19 protein-coding genes and 1 tRNA gene are annotated in these 15,934 nt (G+C 55.9%); 12 read left to right on the top strand and 8 right to left on the bottom strand.

Translation table 11 applies throughout. From position 1 onward, the window contains the following. Positions 1-22: 22 nt before the first annotated feature. Together mnmC and RVM24_RS06110 are read right to left on the bottom strand one after the other, a co-directional pair. Positions 23-1,894, bottom strand: coding sequence for a bifunctional tRNA (5-methylaminomethyl-2-thiouridine)(34)-methyltransferase MnmD/FAD-dependent 5-carboxymethylaminomethyl-2-thiouridine(34) oxidoreductase MnmC (mnmC, locus tag RVM24_RS06115; protein WP_431475133.1), 1,872 nt, complete (start codon positions 1,892-1,894; stop codon positions 23-25). Between the two features lie 5 nt (positions 1,895-1,899). Next, positions 1,900-2,496 (bottom strand): peptidylprolyl isomerase, encoded by a 597-nt coding sequence (locus tag RVM24_RS06110; protein WP_431475132.1) that lies wholly within the window; start codon positions 2,494-2,496, stop codon positions 1,900-1,902. A gap of 202 nt (positions 2,497-2,698) precedes the next feature. On the opposite strand from RVM24_RS06110, the gene RVM24_RS06105 reads away from it, so the two are divergent. Further along, complete coding sequence (locus RVM24_RS06105; RefSeq protein ID WP_431475131.1) at positions 2,699-3,445, top strand: pilus assembly protein PilB; 747 nt, start codon at positions 2,699-2,701, stop codon at positions 3,443-3,445. Positions 3,446-3,516: 71 nt separating this feature from the next. Here RVM24_RS06105 and RVM24_RS06100 read toward each other — a convergent pair whose 3' ends face one another. The 3 genes from RVM24_RS06100 to flgA form a co-directional block, all read right to left on the bottom strand. Next, complete coding sequence (locus RVM24_RS06100) at positions 3,517-3,987, bottom strand: flagella synthesis protein FlgN (protein ID WP_061332195.1); 471 nt, start codon at positions 3,985-3,987, stop codon at positions 3,517-3,519. Between the two features lie 7 nt (positions 3,988-3,994). Continuing rightward, positions 3,995-4,321: a flagellar biosynthesis anti-sigma factor FlgM gene (gene flgM / locus RVM24_RS06095; protein ID WP_058091164.1), complete on the bottom strand. Its 327-nt coding sequence runs from the start codon at positions 4,319-4,321 to the stop codon at positions 3,995-3,997. Positions 4,322-4,449: 128 nt separating this feature from the next. Beyond that, positions 4,450-5,151: a flagellar basal body P-ring formation chaperone FlgA gene (gene flgA, locus RVM24_RS06090; RefSeq protein WP_431475130.1), complete on the bottom strand. Its 702-nt coding sequence runs from the start codon at positions 5,149-5,151 to the stop codon at positions 4,450-4,452. Between the two features lie 191 nt (positions 5,152-5,342). On the opposite strand from flgA, the gene RVM24_RS06085 reads away from it, so the two are divergent. The 5 genes from RVM24_RS06085 (at position 5,343) to RVM24_RS06065 (ending at position 8,683) form a co-directional block, all read left to right on the top strand. Next, on the top strand, positions 5,343-6,272 hold the full coding sequence (locus RVM24_RS06085) for a chemotaxis protein CheV (RefSeq protein ID WP_431475129.1): 930 nt from the start codon (positions 5,343-5,345) through the stop codon (positions 6,270-6,272). A 37-nt stretch (positions 6,273-6,309) separates the two neighbouring features. Then, complete coding sequence (locus RVM24_RS06080; protein ID WP_152438261.1) at positions 6,310-7,137, top strand: CheR family methyltransferase; 828 nt, start codon at positions 6,310-6,312, stop codon at positions 7,135-7,137. 3 nt (positions 7,138-7,140) lie between these two features. Next, complete coding sequence (locus RVM24_RS06075; protein ID WP_431475128.1) at positions 7,141-7,317, top strand: hypothetical protein; 177 nt, start codon at positions 7,141-7,143, stop codon at positions 7,315-7,317. A 9-nt stretch (positions 7,318-7,326) separates the two neighbouring features. Further along, entirely contained in the window at positions 7,327-8,223 is an 897-nt protein-coding gene (locus RVM24_RS06070) for a LysR family transcriptional regulator (RefSeq protein WP_152438259.1), read from the top strand. A gap of 94 nt (positions 8,224-8,317) precedes the next feature. Further along, complete coding sequence (locus tag RVM24_RS06065) at positions 8,318-8,683, top strand: DUF7352 domain-containing protein (RefSeq protein ID WP_431475127.1); 366 nt, start codon at positions 8,318-8,320, stop codon at positions 8,681-8,683. Between the two features lie 94 nt (positions 8,684-8,777). Here RVM24_RS06065 and RVM24_RS06060 read toward each other — a convergent pair whose 3' ends face one another. Further along, complete coding sequence (locus RVM24_RS06060) at positions 8,778-9,308, bottom strand: isochorismatase family protein (protein ID WP_058091157.1); 531 nt, start codon at positions 9,306-9,308, stop codon at positions 8,778-8,780. A 168-nt stretch (positions 9,309-9,476) separates the two neighbouring features. On the opposite strand from RVM24_RS06060, the gene RVM24_RS06055 reads away from it, so the two are divergent. Beyond that, a tRNA-Ser gene (locus RVM24_RS06055) sits at positions 9,477-9,567 on the top strand. A 163-nt stretch (positions 9,568-9,730) separates the two neighbouring features. Then, positions 9,731-10,135, top strand: coding sequence for a DUF1330 domain-containing protein (locus tag RVM24_RS06050; protein WP_058091156.1), 405 nt, complete (start codon positions 9,731-9,733; stop codon positions 10,133-10,135). Between the two features lie 41 nt (positions 10,136-10,176). Here the strand turns inward: RVM24_RS06050 and RVM24_RS06045 are convergent, their stop codons facing one another. Both RVM24_RS06045 and RVM24_RS06040 read right to left on the bottom strand, forming a co-directional pair. Next, positions 10,177-10,512: a branched-chain amino acid transporter permease gene (locus RVM24_RS06045; RefSeq protein ID WP_058091155.1), complete on the bottom strand. Its 336-nt coding sequence runs from the start codon at positions 10,510-10,512 to the stop codon at positions 10,177-10,179. Then, positions 10,505-11,209, bottom strand: a complete 705-nt coding sequence (locus RVM24_RS06040; RefSeq protein ID WP_431475126.1) for an AzlC family ABC transporter permease — start codon at positions 11,207-11,209, stop codon at positions 10,505-10,507. Before RVM24_RS06040 ends, RVM24_RS06045 begins: the two co-directional genes overlap by 8 nt. A gap of 157 nt (positions 11,210-11,366) precedes the next feature. Here RVM24_RS06040 and RVM24_RS06035 point away from each other — a divergent pair, with 157 nt between their 5' ends. The 4 genes from RVM24_RS06035 to uvrC all read left to right on the top strand — a co-directional run bounded on the left by RVM24_RS06035 (position 11,367) and on the right by uvrC (position 15,931). After that, positions 11,367-12,983: a methyl-accepting chemotaxis protein gene (locus tag RVM24_RS06035; protein WP_431475125.1), complete on the top strand. Its 1,617-nt coding sequence runs from the start codon at positions 11,367-11,369 to the stop codon at positions 12,981-12,983. A gap of 76 nt (positions 12,984-13,059) precedes the next feature. Next, positions 13,060-13,320, top strand: a complete 261-nt coding sequence (locus RVM24_RS06030) for a hypothetical protein (protein WP_319634996.1) — start codon at positions 13,060-13,062, stop codon at positions 13,318-13,320. Between the two features lie 108 nt (positions 13,321-13,428). Continuing rightward, positions 13,429-14,088: a UvrY/SirA/GacA family response regulator transcription factor gene (gene uvrY / locus RVM24_RS06025; RefSeq protein WP_058091151.1), complete on the top strand. Its 660-nt coding sequence runs from the start codon at positions 13,429-13,431 to the stop codon at positions 14,086-14,088. Next, positions 14,072-15,931, top strand: coding sequence for an excinuclease ABC subunit UvrC (gene uvrC / locus RVM24_RS06020; protein WP_138437503.1), 1,860 nt, complete (start codon positions 14,072-14,074; stop codon positions 15,929-15,931). The genes uvrY and uvrC overlap by 17 nt, the downstream gene beginning before the upstream one ends. The last annotated feature ends 3 nt before the right edge of the window (positions 15,932-15,934 follow it).

Below are 15,934 nucleotides of genomic sequence, written 5' to 3'. Positions count from 1 at the left end.
CTTCATTACGCCTGGGTAAGTGTCAGGTTCGGTATAGCCGCCCCGTTTCCAGTCGCTTTGAGAGCGGCGCAGGCAAGCAGTGGGGCTGGCCGCTGATAACATCTGCCAGATATTCTGCCAGCAAGGGTGCCCAGACCAACCCTTTGCTGCCCAGGCCGGTCAGCAGATACAGGTCGTTAAGGTGGTTCCCTTCGGTGTCCCGCATGTGGCCGGCCACAGGCTGGTAATCGTGCGTGGTACAGCGAAAGGCCACTCGCCCTTGCAGCTGATCGGGATCTGGCACCGATTCTTTGGTTACAGACGGCAGAATCCGTTTTAGCTCGTCAAGGTTTTCCTGGTGGCCTGCGGGGGTTGGGTAGGGGGTCTCGTCCTTAAGGTCAAATGTCGCCCCGGTGACTGCACTGCCGCCTTGAACAGGGTTGAGATACTTTGTCCCGCAGATCACCGTTTGGGGTAGGTTGAAGTCTGCCTCCGGTAGTTCAGTAACCTGACCGCGGATCGCTTTCAAACGGAGCTGCCCGGCTACGGGCACCAAGGCGGGGCTTTCGTGACCTCCGGCAATGACCACAGCGTCTGCGCGGCTGTCCTCGCCAGAGTGATTTCGGATACACCATTGATTGTTACATGGCAGAAGGTTAGCGACCTGGTAACTGAATCGTGTTTCAATCAGAGGGTGCTCGGCCAGCTGCTGACAGGCCTTTGCAGGCTCAAGCCAGCCGGAACCGGGAAACCAGAGACCGCCAGTGTTAACCGCAATTCCTGCCAGCTCGCTTGCCCGGATTGCATCCACCGGTTCCAGCAGGTCAGCCGGGTAATCATTGCGATCGCAGAACCGCCGCTGGCGATCGATTTCCTGATCATCGGTTGCCAGTTGCAGTAGTCCCGTTGGGTGCCAGAAGCGGTTTTGCCAGGGCCGATAGAAACGTTGGCTGAAACTGAGGGCCGTTGCAGAAAGCTCAGTCTGTGCGTTGTACTCCACGCCAAGTTTTACATAGAGCGCGCCCTGGGGATTGCCAGATGCCGCAGAACCGGCGTGGGGCGCCTTGTCCAGCAGCAGCACCTGAACACCCCGTTCCGCCAGGTTGCGGGCGAGCAGGGTGCCGGCAATTCCTGCACCGATAATGGCAACCGTGCCAGTTTTCGCCTCTTGTTTAGTCGCATTCCCCGGCGCGTAAATACCTGCAAGCATTTCCCGCTTGCGGCCAAAGCCAGGGACTTTGGCGATCTCGAAGCCAGTCTCTGCAAGGCTGCGGCGCACACGGCCAACGGCGGTAAACGTGGCCAGGGTCGTTCCGGGTTTGCTGTGGCTTGTGATCAGCCCGATGGCGTCGTCCAGCCACATGTCCGGGTTTAACGACGGGGCGAAGCCGTCAAGGAACCAGGCATCGGCTGTAAAAGTGAGATCCTTCCAGGCGTCCAGGACATCTCCAAAATACAGGGTAAGCCGAACCCGACCTCCGGCCAGCACCAGCCGATGAGTGCCCTTGATCAGTGGAGGGTACTGTTCGATAAGCTCCGCTGCCAGGGGGGTTAGCTCGGGCCAGTACGACAGGGCCTTTTCGAGGTCCTGACGGCGCAGGGGAAATCGCTCTACCGACACAAAGTGCAGAATGGCGCTGTCATCGGCCGAGCGCCACTTTAACCATTCCGCCCAGGCGGCGAGAAAATTCAGGCCCGTGCCAAAACCGGTTTCAGCAATCACAAAGTGGCTGGCGTCTGGTACCTGCTGGAACCGCTCCGGCAACTGGTTATGCCCGATAAAAACATGCCGGGTTTCTGCCAGGCCGTCGTCCCTGCTGAAATATACGTCTCCAAACCGGGTGGATTCGGGCACGCCGTCGCGCCAGACAAGTTCTGCCGGCTCCATGGCCGGCGGCAGGCAGGGGGAATGCATGGTGCTCAGTCTTCAGTGTTAACCAGAGTCACTTTCTCGATGACGACAGCCTGAACCGGAACATCCGCCATGCCCTGGCGATGTCCGGTTTGTACGCCGGCAATCTTGTCGATCACGCCCATACCCTCGGTGACCTTGCCAAAGACCGCGTAGCCCGCACCACGCACACCAGCATTCAGGAAATCGTTTTTGGCGACGTTAACAAAGAACTGAGAGGTTGCTGAGTTTGGGGAGCTGGTTCGGGCCATGGCCACGGTGCCCCGAAGATTAGGCAGGGTTGCTGAGGCTTCGTTAACGATGGGGTTTTTGGTCTGTTTGCGGGCCATGGTTTCGGTAAATCCGCCGCCCTGAATCATAAAGCCGGGAATCACCCGGTGAAAGATCGTGCCGTCGTAGAATCCGTCTTCGACATAGGAGAGGAAATTCTCCACGGTTTTGGGGGCTACGTCAGGGCGCAACTCAAGCTCAAAGGCCCCTTCAGAGGTAACAAAGCGAACCTTCGGCAGCTCTTCGGCCTGAATCGGAGTGGCCAGCATCAGGGCTGCGATGGCGGCAAACAGGACGGACATCACAGTTGATACGGGTTTTACGATATTTGTCATTTCAGAGGCTCTCACAGTTTCAGTTGTTATCAGGAATCCTGAGACAATCCGGATAGAACAAAATTAGCGAAGATCTTAACAGATCCTTACCTGAATAAGTGCAAATCAGAACAGCGTAGGCCAGGGGATTGGGCTACGCTTTAATCATTATCAATACCGGGCCTGGTTGTACGGTGATCACTCTGAATGCAGGAGGAGCCTAGTGAGAATCCGTAAGGGGTTTGAAGAAAAGTCCCGGCTTGGCCGGTTGTTGATCAATCGCGGCTATTTGTCGGAAGGTCAGCTGGACGAGGCGTTGTTGTTGCAGCGGGAAACCGGGCAGCGCCTGGGCGAAGTGTTGATCGCCGCTGGCTGGGTGACTGAAAAAGAACTGCATCGTGTTCTCAAACACCAGGCCCGTTATCGTAATGCGGCAGCGCTGGTTACCATGGTGACGTTGCCGTTTCAGCCGTTGGTGTCGCTGGCGGCCGGCAATACCAGCGCGGCATCCCTGCCTGCGCAGGCCGGTCAGTTATATGAAAAGGGGGACTTTGCGCCTCTGTCTGACAGCGATATGGCCGGCGTAACGGCTCAAAGCAGTGTGGGCTTGCTGGAGCGTATTGAAACGGTTGCCGCAATGCCGGGAAATGCTGGCGGTGCGGTTGATGATCCGGAACTCGCCGGACTCGACTCAGTAGAGGGAATCAAGCTGGCCGCCAACATTTTTGTGCCAGTGCTCAGTTTCCTCGATTCCGATCTGACCATCTCTGGTGTTCACTACAGGGAGGGTGAGCCCCGCTATTCCATTCGAGAGGATGGCGCCCTGAGGCTGGCGTTTCCCGAGCGGATTGAGGAGATCCGGATGGACAACATCCGCGTGAGTGGCAATCACAGTCCATCCATGGGGAACGTCAGCATTCACAACATACGGTTTCATCCGGATTCCCAGATGACGATCTACACCCGTTAATGCACGGGTAAGGTGAGTCTAACGAAAAACGCCCGGATAGCCCATCCGGGCGTTTTTGTTTGCCGGGTCGGTCAGGCGCTGGCTAGAATGTTGCCGCTGGATACACTGGTTTGTTCGCCCTTGGCACCATAAAGCTTCTGTTGGGCAGAGGCGCCACGGAAGATGTCCGTGAGCCTCGTCAGGCGTTTTTGAAGGTGTCCGACAACACGACCGTTGTTCTGGTTCAGTTCCTGGCAAGCACGAAGGCGCCCATCGGCGGTTTTCCAGAGTTGGTACAGGTCTTCCATGCCACCGGCACGGATAAATCTGGAGGGCTCGCCGGCATCCGGTCGGTACCCCATGTTCACCAACAGGCGGATCTTTTGTTTCGCACGCTCACGGATATCCGTCAGGATGTTGTTTTTCTGAGTGGTGATTTCCTGGAGCGGAGCGATGTCGGAGGACGCCAGGAGTTGTTTTTCCTGGTTGAGAAGATCCGCCAGGGTTTCAAGCTGGCGGATGTCTTCTGAGAGAAGGGTCTTCAATTCAATGATTGCAGCCATGTTTTACTCACCCGAAAATGCTTTTATCCATCTCAAGCATTTTCTGGGCCAGTTTCTCTGCATCAATTTTGTAGGTGCCATCTTCCAGTGCTGCGCGAATCTGCGCAATGCGGTCGTCGTCCATTTCCGGGTAATCGCCCAGTTTCTGTTCCAGCTGCTTCAGGTTTTTGGCCTGATTACTGAGACTGACGTTGTCGCCGCGTGCAGCCGTGCTTTGAGCCTTTGCCTGCTCTCCAGCCGTGGAGGGCGCACTCTGGCTGCCTGTTGCTTTGTCGGCCGTGGTTCTGGTGGTGTTGACCTGGCCGGGGCCAATTCCATTTAAGTCAACTGACATAAGGGTACCTGCTTGCCTGTGGCCACCTTCAGAGGTGGCGGAATCGAGTTTATGTCTGCTTATCGGCAGCGTTTAGCCGACCTTTAGAATAAAACGGAAAAAATTTGCCGCTGGGCACGGATTTGCCGTTACATGGCAATTTCCACCCGGCCAGGAGCCGTGACCGTTGCCCGAACCGTGCGTGCTGATTGCAGATTCTCAACCATCACTTGCTCGCCGACACTGGCACTGGCCAGGGCCTTGCCTCGGGAACTGACCGAGAACACCGCGGATTTGGCGGTGATGATAACATGATCGCCCCGCTCAACGGCATTGGGAGCTTCGAGCAGGTCCGGCGTCAGCACCGACCCTGCATTAACTGGTCGCCTCACCAGCATGCCGGATACCTGTTCAATATCCGTGAGAATGCCCCTGCGGCTGGCGTTGATCTGCACCTGCTTTTCCTGCAACAGTTCACCGCTGATGCGCTCACCGCGGGCCAAAGGCCGAGCCGCAACAAGGGCAGGGCCGTGTACTTCGACACTGGCTGTGACGAACATCCGCCATGGCCGCTCCCCGGCACAGGACACCATTACCGATGGCGATGTCGTCCTGAGGGGGTCATTGGTAAATGCGGTTTCGAGTGCCCGTTCGCAAGCAGCCAGGCTAAGCCGGCTATCGATGCTGCCGACAGTGAAGTTCACCTCGTATTGTTGTTGGCGCTGCTGGTCGGCCCAGGCTTCGATAAATTGACCGGCGGCATCGCGTATCTCGCTTGCGGTGGTGGCCGCAGCGACCGCATTCAGGCCCAGGTTATATAGGCAAAAGGTCGCCAAAAAGATGGTTCGCATCTGCACGGCTTTGTCCTATGCTGTCAGTTAGGCGCATTTACAAGAATTCCGTTAAGGAAAACGCCATCGGAGCCGTTAACCCTAATTGGATGCTGGGCGTCAATGTTTTGGCCCAGATTCGCGTAAACAAGCAGTTAGTATTGTTTGAGCAAATTCTGTGCCGGTCTTCGGCATGCCGGGAGTATAAAATTATGGCAGGGGTGTTGGACAGCGTTAACCAGCGTACGCAGCTGGTTGGTCAGAACCGGCTTGAGCTGTTGTTGTTCCGTTTGCGGGGGCGGCAGCTATACGGGATTAACGTTTTCAAGGTGAAGGAGGTCCTTCAATGCCCGAAATTGTCATCGATTCCTAATAGCCGCCAGGTGGTTCGGGGCGTGTCCCATATCCGTGGCGAGACCATTCCCATCATCGACCTGAGCATGGCCATAGGCATGGCAGGCATTCCACAGGAAGAGCTGACAACAAGCTTTGTGATCATTACTGAGTACAACCGCAAAACTCAGGGCTTTCTGGTGACTGGTGTCGACCGGATCATGAATATGAACTGGGAAGATATCCTCCCGCCACCCAAGGGGGCTGGCAAGGATGTGTACTTGACGGCGGTCACCAAGATTGATGACAAACTTGTAGAAATCATAGATGTAGAAAAGATTCTTGCAGAAGTTTCTCCGCTCAGGGAAGATGTCACCGAAGAGCTGAAAACTCGCAGCGCCGAGCGTGTGCCCGGACATTTGCCGGTACTGGTTGTTGATGATTCGTCTGTGGCGAGGCGCCAGATCGAGCGCTGCCTGACCGCGATTGGAATGGAAGTGGTCACAAAGAATGACGGCAAACAGGCGTTGAACTATCTCAAGGAGATCACGGGGGATGGTTCCAGTGCCCGAGACCACTTATCGTTGATCATTTCCGATGTGGAAATGCCGGAGATGGACGGTTATACCCTCGTTACCAGAATCAAAGAGAATCCGGCGCTCAGCGGCATGTATGTGATGCTCCATACATCCCTGAGTGGTGTCTTTAACCGGGCGATGGTTCAGAAGGTCGGTGCCGATGACTTCATGGCGAAATTCAGCCCGGACGAGCTTGCCGAGCGGGTAATGGAAATTATTGACCAGAACTGATGCCTCGGCTCATGGACTTACCCACGATAGAGATCCAATGAAAGCGGAAATTACGCCTCAGGAATACGAAGCCTTCAAGACATTCCTGCAGGACGCTTGTGGCATTCTTTTGGGTGACAACAAGCAGTACCTGGTGAAGAGCCGTCTACGCAGGATTCTTGAGGAAAACAACCTGAATTCACTGGGTGAGCTTCTCGATCGCTTGAAGCGGGTGGGGCGCAGCGGCCTGCGTGAGCTGGTTATCGATGCCATGACCACCAACGAGACCCTCTGGTTTCGGGACAACCACCCATTTCGTATCCTTCAGGACAAGCTATTGCCGGAGTTCGCCGAGCGCAATTCGCTTCAACCGCTTCGCATCTGGTCTGCTGCGTGCTCAACAGGACAGGAACCCTACTCGGTAGGTATGGTTGTGGATGAGTTCCGGCGCAACCGGCCCGGGAAGTTGCGGGACGTAAAAATTACCGCAACGGATATTTCCAAAAGCGTCCTGGAAGTGGCCCGGCGGGGCGAATATGAAATGATCGCCATCGGTCGTGGGCTGTCACCAGAGCGGCAGAAGCAGTTTTTTACGCCCTCTGCCAACGGTGGCTGGCAGATAAAGCCGCAAATCAAGGCCATGGTGGAGTTCAAGGAACTCAATCTGCTTGAGCGGTACATGCTTGGCAAGTTCGACATCATCATGTGCCGAAACGTACTGATCTATTTTTCCGCGGACCTCAAGAAAGACATCCTTACTCGATTGCACGGGGCTCTCAACCCCGGTGGCTATCTCATTCTGGGCGCCTCTGAATCGTTGAACGGCCTTCCTGATCTGTACGAGATGGTTCAGTGCCACCCCGGCATTATCTACAGGAAGAAATAACTCATGCCATTGAATGTCTGGGTGCTGGTGGCTGCCCAGGCGCTGGCCATGTGCACCGCGCCTTTTATCGTATTCATCGGCTCCATCCAGGGGCGTTTGCTGGCACCTGCGCCAGAGCTGGCCACCTTGCCGGTCGGATTGCTAGCGGCCAGCGGTATCAGCTTTCACCATTATCTGTAGGTTTACGTCATGGATCAGCTTAATCTCAGGCACCTCTATTATTTCTGGGTCATCAGCCGTGAGGGCTCGATTGCCAAAGCCAGCGAGCTGCTCGATCTTGCGCCGCAAACCCTGAGTGGCCAGCTTGCCACTTTCGAGGAATCAGTCGGAGGGCAGTTGTTCAGCCGGGAAAGGCGGCGTCTGGTCCTGACCGAACTGGGGCAATTGGTTCAGTCCTACGCCAACGACATTTTTGCACTGACTGGGGAGCTGTCTGAAACCTTGCGTTTGGCCCCCGCTGATCGCCCGCTGAGATTGGCGGCCGGCGTTTCGGCGTCTATTCATAAGCTGATTGCTTTTCAGTTATTGCAGCCGGCCCTGAAGCTGAACAGGCGAGTCAACCTGGATTGCCGAACAGGCCGCGCCGAAGATTTGCTTCTCAGTCTCAAACGCAAAGAACTGGATGTCGTGCTGACAGACCGTATGCCTCAGACCGAAGCGGTCACAGATCGCTTCGCGGTTCATCCCCTGACATCGTCTACCATCAGTTTGTTTGCCGCCCCGGAGATGGCTGGGCGGCTTCGGGACGACTTTCCGGCCTCTCTCAATCATCAGCCCTTGCTGGCCAACGCCACGGACGCGCCGTATTTCCAGAAGCTGATGAACTGGCTGACCATCAGCAATGTCAGGATGGACCTGGTGGCCCGGGTAGACGACAGTGCGCTTATCAAAGTGTTCGGGCGGGAAGGGTTGGGCGTGTTTGCGGCGCCAACGGCAATCAAGGAGGAGGTGTGCCGCCAATATCAGGTGGAGGAAATTGCGCCTGTCAAAGCGGTAACCGATCAACTGTACGCCATCACCCGAAGCCGGAAGGTTGCCCATGAAGGTGTGCGGGCAATCTGTAGCGGCTTTGATTTACCTCGATAATATCGATGATTTTTGCTCAATAAATCTTATTTTCTCGAAGTCTTTGGCGGTGCATGATGGAATTGTGTCTGGCAACCTCTGAAGGAGTATCGCCATGAAAACCATTCACAAGTTCCGTCTTGAGCCTGGAAAAGAGCCGACCACGTTGTCCCTACGTGAGGGATGCAAAGTGGTTCGGTGCGAGTATCTGGTCGCCCAGAAGGCTGTTTTTCTCTGGGTGCAGCAGCCTCTGAGTGTTACGGTCCCGATGGTGGAGCGGCAGTTCAGGGTTGCAATGTCCGGCGAGCCGGTGCCAGATGCCTATGAGTACCTGGATACCGCACTCGATCCGTTCGGACCAGAAGCCTACCACGTATTCGAAGTGCCGGCTGGTGAAGGGATGGCTATTGGTAATGGCCACGAACGATTCGGCAGTGATGAGTTTGGCCAGTCTGGTTGGCGTAACAATCTCGCCTCCTAGCCAGGTAACATCTGATCATGTTGTCGTCGGGATAACACTCTTTTTCGGCCCCTCTGGAGGGGCCGCTTTTGGTTAAATCCAACCATGGGGGAGATTATTTGATCAGCGCCTGAATATCCCGGAAACGGGGGTGCTTGCAATGTACCATCCACTCGAAGGCCACCATCTCGGTAGTGACAATCCGGGCGCCACTCTGGTGCAGGCGGTCAAGTGCGACATCCCGGTCGAAGTCGTTACGGGAGCCGGTGGCATCCGCTACCACCCATACTTTATAGCCAGCATCAAGCAGACTCAGTGCCGTTTGCAGCATACATACGTGGGTTTCACAGCCGCCGATGACAATTTGCTGGCGCCCCTCCGGTAGCTGATCAATCAAACCGTCCGGACAGGCATCAAAGTGATGTTTGCCCACGGTGACGTTGCACAGTTCCCGCACTGACTCAACATTCGGTCCCAGCTTCTCGGGTAGCTGCTCCGTGCCCACCACCGGTACCTCCAGCAACCCCGCAATGGTGGCCAGCAAGGTACAACGATCAGCCACTTCAGCGCCCTGGCTTATGGCGGGCATCAGGCGTTCCTGGACATCAACGAGCAGCAGCGTGGATTGTTCCGCCTTCATCAGCATGATTCATCACTCCGGTTGAATGGATCTGGCTACAAGAATGCGCAATTATCTCGGTTCAAACAAATTTTTCAGGAATCTCATAGCAGACAGTTGCCAAACGCCCCCAAAACCATTAAAGTTTGCGCCCGTCAAATGAGCGACGACATCGCTGATTTGAAACAGTTTATTGGAGAGGTGGCCGAGTGGCTGAAGGCGCACGCCTGGAAAGTGTGTATACGTTAATAGCGTATCGAGGGTTCGAATCCCTCCCTCTCCGCCAATATGAAACCCTAGCAGAAATGCTGGGGTTTTTTATTTTTCTGTCGTTTATCCTGAGCTCTGTGTTAATCCAGAACGAGTGCATATTTCAGTAAATTGGTTTACTGTTCGTTACACGGATTCGATGTACCGTAACGTTTTCACACTCATGAACAGGGACAAACATGGCGACCATCAATCCATCTCAGGAAGAGCTCCGCAAAGTTTTGCAGGAAACCCCCAAAGATCAGCCCGTCGTGATGCTGAATCTTTTAAGGTTTCGCGACCGGGCTGCTTACCAGGATGACGCTCACGATTGTTCAGGCCGTGATGCCTACAAGCGATATATGGAAGAAGCTGCGGAATGTGTTCGCACCGTTGGTGCTGAAGTGATCTGGTCGGGCCGCTCTGTAGGTTCGCTGATTGCTCCGCCCGATGAGTCCTGGGATCAGGTCTTGCTGGTGCGCTACCCGTCGATCAATGCCTTTCTGGCCATGATTGAGAGCCCGGAATATAAAGGTGTGGTCAAGCACCGCACGGCGGCGCTGGAAGATTCCAGGCTGGTTGCCAATGTTGAAGGTACGCCCTGATCTGGTATCCCGTCTGGTTAAGGAACTAGCCAGACGGGACACTACGTAAGCCAGCCTGCTTGCTGAATGGTCATGTATGCGGCAGTACCCGCGGCTATGGAGAGAAGCGCGTTACGCCGCCACAAGTGAATGATGACCACCAACAACCCTGGAACTAAGGCGTCCAACCCTGGCGCGCTGGCGCTCCAGTTTGCCGACCTCTGAAGAAAAATCACCGCAAGCAACGCCATTACAGCTGCCGGTAGAAAGCGCCCGATATGCTTTACCAGGGGGTGCTCGGTGTGGCGCTCGAAAAACAGGAACGGCACCACACGGGTTGCAAAGGTTGCACCGGCCGACACCGCAATGAAGGCCGCCAGATAATACTGCTCAGCCATGGCTTACCTCACCGCCGTTTGTGCGCTTGTGTAGCTTCCAGTAATGGAGCAGCAGGGTGGTTGTGACCAGGGTAATCGCTGCAATCAACTGATGGGCTGGCGGTACCAGCAACATGGCCAGGCCCGCCGCCAGTGCGCCCGCCCAGATCGGAAAAGTGTTGCCCAAGGCCTTGTATTGCTCAATGGTCAGAACGATGAACAGTGCTACCAGTGCAAACTCAATACCCGTGCTGTCGAAAGCGACCAGCTCACCAAGCAGGGCACCAATGGCGCAGCCCGTTATCCAATAAAGCTGGTTGAACAGCGTAATTCTGAAATCAATGGCTTGCTCGTGTTGGCGATCAGGAGTCCTTGGCCTGCTGGTAAGCAGCGAGTAGGTTTCATCGGTGAGACCGAATATCAGATAGCCCTTGCGCCAACCGGCACCGCGGAACTGCCCCAAAAGCGAAAGCCCATAAAACAGGTGCCTGGCGTTAAGCACGAACATGGCCACAGCCACTTCCAGCAGTCCGGCACTTGCGGCCAGCAGGCTGACAGCGAGTATCTGGCCAGACCCTGCATAAATAACCAGGCCCATCAGGGGCGCAACCCACCAGGCATAGTCCAGCTGCGTGGTGAACAGCACGCCGAAGGCCATGCCCAATGGCAGATAACCAAACAGGATTGGCAGCGTCAGTCGGAAGACGTTCTGGTTCATTAGCATCCAAACGTTATGAAAGCGGCGATGATAGTGAATTGGAACAGGGTTTTGAAGTGCGCAAAAAGGCGCAATCAAGTATTTGACGCGAAATCCGAAATAAGAGTGTCATAAAACAGGCATACCCTCCACGGGTACCTTCCCGTCTGGAGTTGTCATGCTGTCCACCGTTCGAGCCCGCATCCTGTTCTTCGCTGTCCTTTCTCTTATTGCCGTCACAGGCCTGGCGGTTCTTTCCTGGATGATCATTCTCAAGGCCGAGGATGCCTCCGAGAACCTCATGCGCAACAATCTTCAGGATACCTGGGTGCTTATGGACCTTGAGCAGGATCATCGCCGGCTTCAGGACCTGGCTTTCAAGATCAAGGCGCAGTTACTGCTATGGGATGAGATCAAGACGGAGTTTGACTATCTGGACACCGCTTTGCGAGACCATTGGAAGCGCGTGCAGGGGGCTGAGCGTTTGCGCAACTGGGCTGTCGATCATCAAGGCGAGTTTGATCGGGTGTTGGCCCTGATGGGCGACATGGACAAGGGTATTGAAGAGAAAAGTTACTACCGGGTAGGCCAGGTAGTCGATTTTCAGCTGTTTCCAGCGCTGGAGCCAATGCTCGATGCCATCAACCAGCAACAGGCTGCAAGTCGGGACGATGTGGCAGCTGGCGCGGACGATTTGCTGGCGTTCCTCTCGGGCCAGAGAGTTGTTCTGCTTGGGGGCTCCCTGGCGTTCCTTGTGGTGGTCGTGGCCATGACCCTGTGGCTCAGGCATTCGGTCATTCTGCGGCTGCAATACATGGAGCGGGAATTGATGGCAATGGAGGCCCAGTCCGACCTGTCGCGAACGCCGGAGGTGGGCAGTCGCGATGAAGTTGCGGGCGTTGCTGGCGCGCTGGAAAGCCTGGTACGCCGATTTGAGGGTTTCATTGGCGATATCCGTCGTGCAGCAGCCGGCCTGGATGAGCGTTCTGCGGCGCTCGATGAAGGAGCCGAAGCCTTGCAGCGTGCCTCAGAGGAAACGGGGCAACAGATCAGTGATGTCAGTGCGTCGATGACTTCAATTGCTGATCAGGCATCACAGATTGAGCAAGCCACAGAGCTTTCGGCAGTCACCGTCAGGCAGGCCGTGGTTGCCAATGTGGAAGTGCAGGGCGGTTTGCGGAACAGCGAGCAGGCCGCAGAGCATACGGTTGAGGTGATAGCGCGGGTTTCCGAGTCTATTCACGCCCTCAATGACTCGACGGGCAAGATCGAACAGGTAATCGGTGTGATTGCCGATATTGCGGAACAAACCAATTTGCTGGCGCTTAACGCCGCCATAGAAGCCGCGCGGGCCGGTGAGCACGGTCGGGGATTTGCGGTGGTGGCAGACGAGGTGCGCACATTGTCCCGAAGGACGGCGGAGTCCACCAGCAATATCCGCCAGTGGGTGCAGGACCTTGTAACAGGCGTTGGTAGTGTCGATGGGCTTCTGGCGGAAATGCGAGAAGCGGGGGAGTTGAACCAGACCAACCTCGTGGCACTTAAAACCCACCTGGAGCGCCTGAAAAACCAGTTCGATGAGCTGGAGAAGCACAGTGATCACATCCGTAGCTCCATTGCCCTTCAGCACGAGGAAATCGGAAGGGTAGGTCGTCGGGCTGTCTCACTGTCTGCCAGCGCTGACACCCTGACGGAGAACGTGGACAATGCGCGTCGGGTGAGTGAGTCGCTCAGGCAGGAATCTTTGTCGATGCGACAACTGGCGTCCGCCTTTCGGACCCGGCACGCCGATTAATAAGATGTGTCTCCAACAACGGGGGTTCTGATTGTCGCCATAAAACCGTAACATACAGCGACTGATTGGAGGTTTTATGAGTGACGAAGCAGCGCGGCAGCCGGAAGCGGACCCCCGGGAAGAGAGATTTGTGGTGGACGCCGAGTTGCTGACCGAAGACCAGCTGCAAGGGCTGGCTGAGGAGTACTGCACGCGTTACCACGGGTTGAACGACACCGAGAATCCACTGGCAGAGCGGGAGCGGGTGCTGTCTGCCGTACGCCGGGGTGATTTAGTGGTCTGGTTTGATCCGGTCGAGAACACGGCTGGCCTTGGTAGCCCTTCCGCCGAAGTCTGAAAGCTTTTATGGGTTTGTCTGCAGGCTTTTACCTGCGGTGCCTACCCGTAGGCTTTTCTAAACGTTACAATCAGTCTGTTTTTTTCATACCTGATGGCGAGGTGACATTTGATCAGGGTACTGGTTGTTGATGATCACGAGCTGGTGCGCTCCGGTATAACCCGCATGTTGGCTGACAATCCCGATATTGAAGCGATTGGCCAGGCCTCATCCGGTGAGGATGCGATTGAGTTTGTGCGCAAGGACCGCCCGGATATTGTCCTGATGGACATTCGGATGCCCGGCATCGGTGGCCTCGAAGCAACCCGGCGAATATTGCGTATTGATGATTCCATCCGGGTGATTGTTGTGACGGCCTGTGCCGACGACCCATACCCCGCCCGGGTCATGCAGAGTGGTGCCACCGCCTATATCACCAAGGGTGCTGATATTCAGGAGATGGTGCGGGCTATTCGCAAAGCTCACTCCGGACAGCGATACATTAGCCCGGAAATTGCCCAGAAAATGGCACTCAAAACGCTGGGTGGTGACCGTGAGGAAGACGGGGAGCTGTCCCGGTTCGAGCGGTTGTCTGAGCGGGAGATGCAGATCGCCATGATGGTGGTGGATTGCCAGAAAGTGCAGGACATTTCCGACAAGCTCTGCCTGAGCCCGAAAACCGTCAACAGTTACCGCTATCGTATTTTCGAGAAGCTCGAGATCTCCAGCGATGTCGAGTTGGCACTGATGGCGGTACGGCTTGGATTGCTGGATGCCGACAAGGTCTGAACCCGAAGATACCGTCGGGATGTTTGACAGCAAAGACTTCCTGAAGCAACTGACCGAGCGCCCCGGCGTTTATCGTATGTACGATGACACCGGCGGCGTGCTCTACGTGGGCAAAGCCCGCAACCTCAAGAAACGCGTCAGCAGTTATTTCCGCAAAACCGGCCTGGCCCCGAAAACCGAGGCCCTGGTGGGCAAGATTGCCTCCATCGAAGTCACTATTACCGGCAGCGAAACCGAAGCACTGTTGCTTGAACAAAACCTGATCAAATCCCTGAGGCCGCCCTACAACATCCTGCTTCGGGATGATAAGTCCTACCCCTATATCTATCTGTCGTCCCACAGTGACTACCCGTCGCTGACGTTCCGGCGGGGGCGTACCAAGAAGGGTGGTGGCACCTGGTTTGGCCCGTTCCCTAGCTCTGGGGCGGTCAAGGAAAGTCTTAATGTTCTACAGAAGGTTTTTCGTATAAGATCCTGTAGTGAAAGCTATTTCAGGAACAGGAATCGTCCCTGCCTGCAATACCAGATCAACCGCTGTACCGCACCTTGCGTGGAGTACATCAGCCCCGAGGACTACCAGCAGGATATTCGCCACGCCACCATGTTTCTGGAGGGTAAGAACCCGGCCATCATCCATGACCTGATGAATGCCATGGAAGCGGCATCGAAGAACCTGGAATTCGAGAAAGCTGCCGCTTACCGGGATCAGATCAACCATCTGCGCCATGTACAGGAGCAGCAGTCGGTCGACGGTGAGGGTGGTGATGCCGATGTTATTGCGATTGCCCAGGATGCCGGTGTGGTGTGTGTGGTGGTGATCATCGTGCGCGGTGGCCGGGTTCTGGGTACCAAGGACTATTTTCCCCGCTTTTCACTGGAGCAGTCCGAAGGTGAGTTGCTGGCGGCGTTTCTGGGCCAGTACTATTTTGGCGGCGATACCCGCCGGGAGATTCCAAGAGATATTCTGGTGCCCGTGGCGGTTGAAGGTGAGGCGCTGCTGGCAGAAGCCCTGAGTGAGGCCGCCAATCGGGAAACCCGTATCCGTGGCAATGTACGTGGTGAGCGCCGCCGCTGGCTGGAACTGGCCATGACCAATGCCCGCCAGACTCTGCTGACCCACCTGGCCAGCAAAGAAACCGTGTACCGGCGATTGCTTGCCCTTCGGGACCTGCTGGAACTGGCAGAAACCCCGGCGCGCATGGAGTGTTTCGACGTCAGCCACAGCCACGGGGAAAATACCGTCGCATCTTGTGTGGTTTTCGACGAGAATGGGCCCCTGAAGAGTGATTACCGGCTGTATAACATCGAAGGCGTGACCGCTGGTGATGACTACGCGGCAATGCGGCAGGTACTGACACGCCGGTATCGCCGGCTGGTTAGCGGTGAGGGCAAGCGCCCGAGCCTGGTGTTTATCGATGGCGGTAAAGGGCAGTTGAACATTGCCCGGGAAGTGTTTGAAGAACTTGGGATCTCTGACATTCCGCTGATTGGCGTCGCCAAAGGTGTGACCCGCCGGGCGGGAATGGAGCAGCTGATTGATGCCATGACCGGCGACGTCTTTCGGGTACCGGCAGATTCACCGGCCCTGCATCTGATTCAGCATATTCGCGATGAATCCCACCGGTTTGCCATTACCGGCCATCGCGCTCGCCGGGACAAAAAGCGTCGGCAGTCCACCCTTGAAGGTATCGAAGGGGTTGGGCCCAAGCGCCGCAGGGAACTTATCCGTTACTTTGGCGGCATACAGGAAATTCGCAAAGCCAGTGTGGATGAAATGACGAAAGTGCAAGGCATCAGCAAGTCACTGGCTGAATCCATCTACGCGGCATTGCATGATGAATAGGAA

This window comes from Marinobacter sp. KM021, assembly GCF_050707965.1.
GTDB lineage: Bacteria > Pseudomonadota > Gammaproteobacteria > Pseudomonadales > Oleiphilaceae > Marinobacter > Marinobacter shengliensis.
This window is presented reverse-complemented; position numbering and strand designations above follow the sequence as displayed.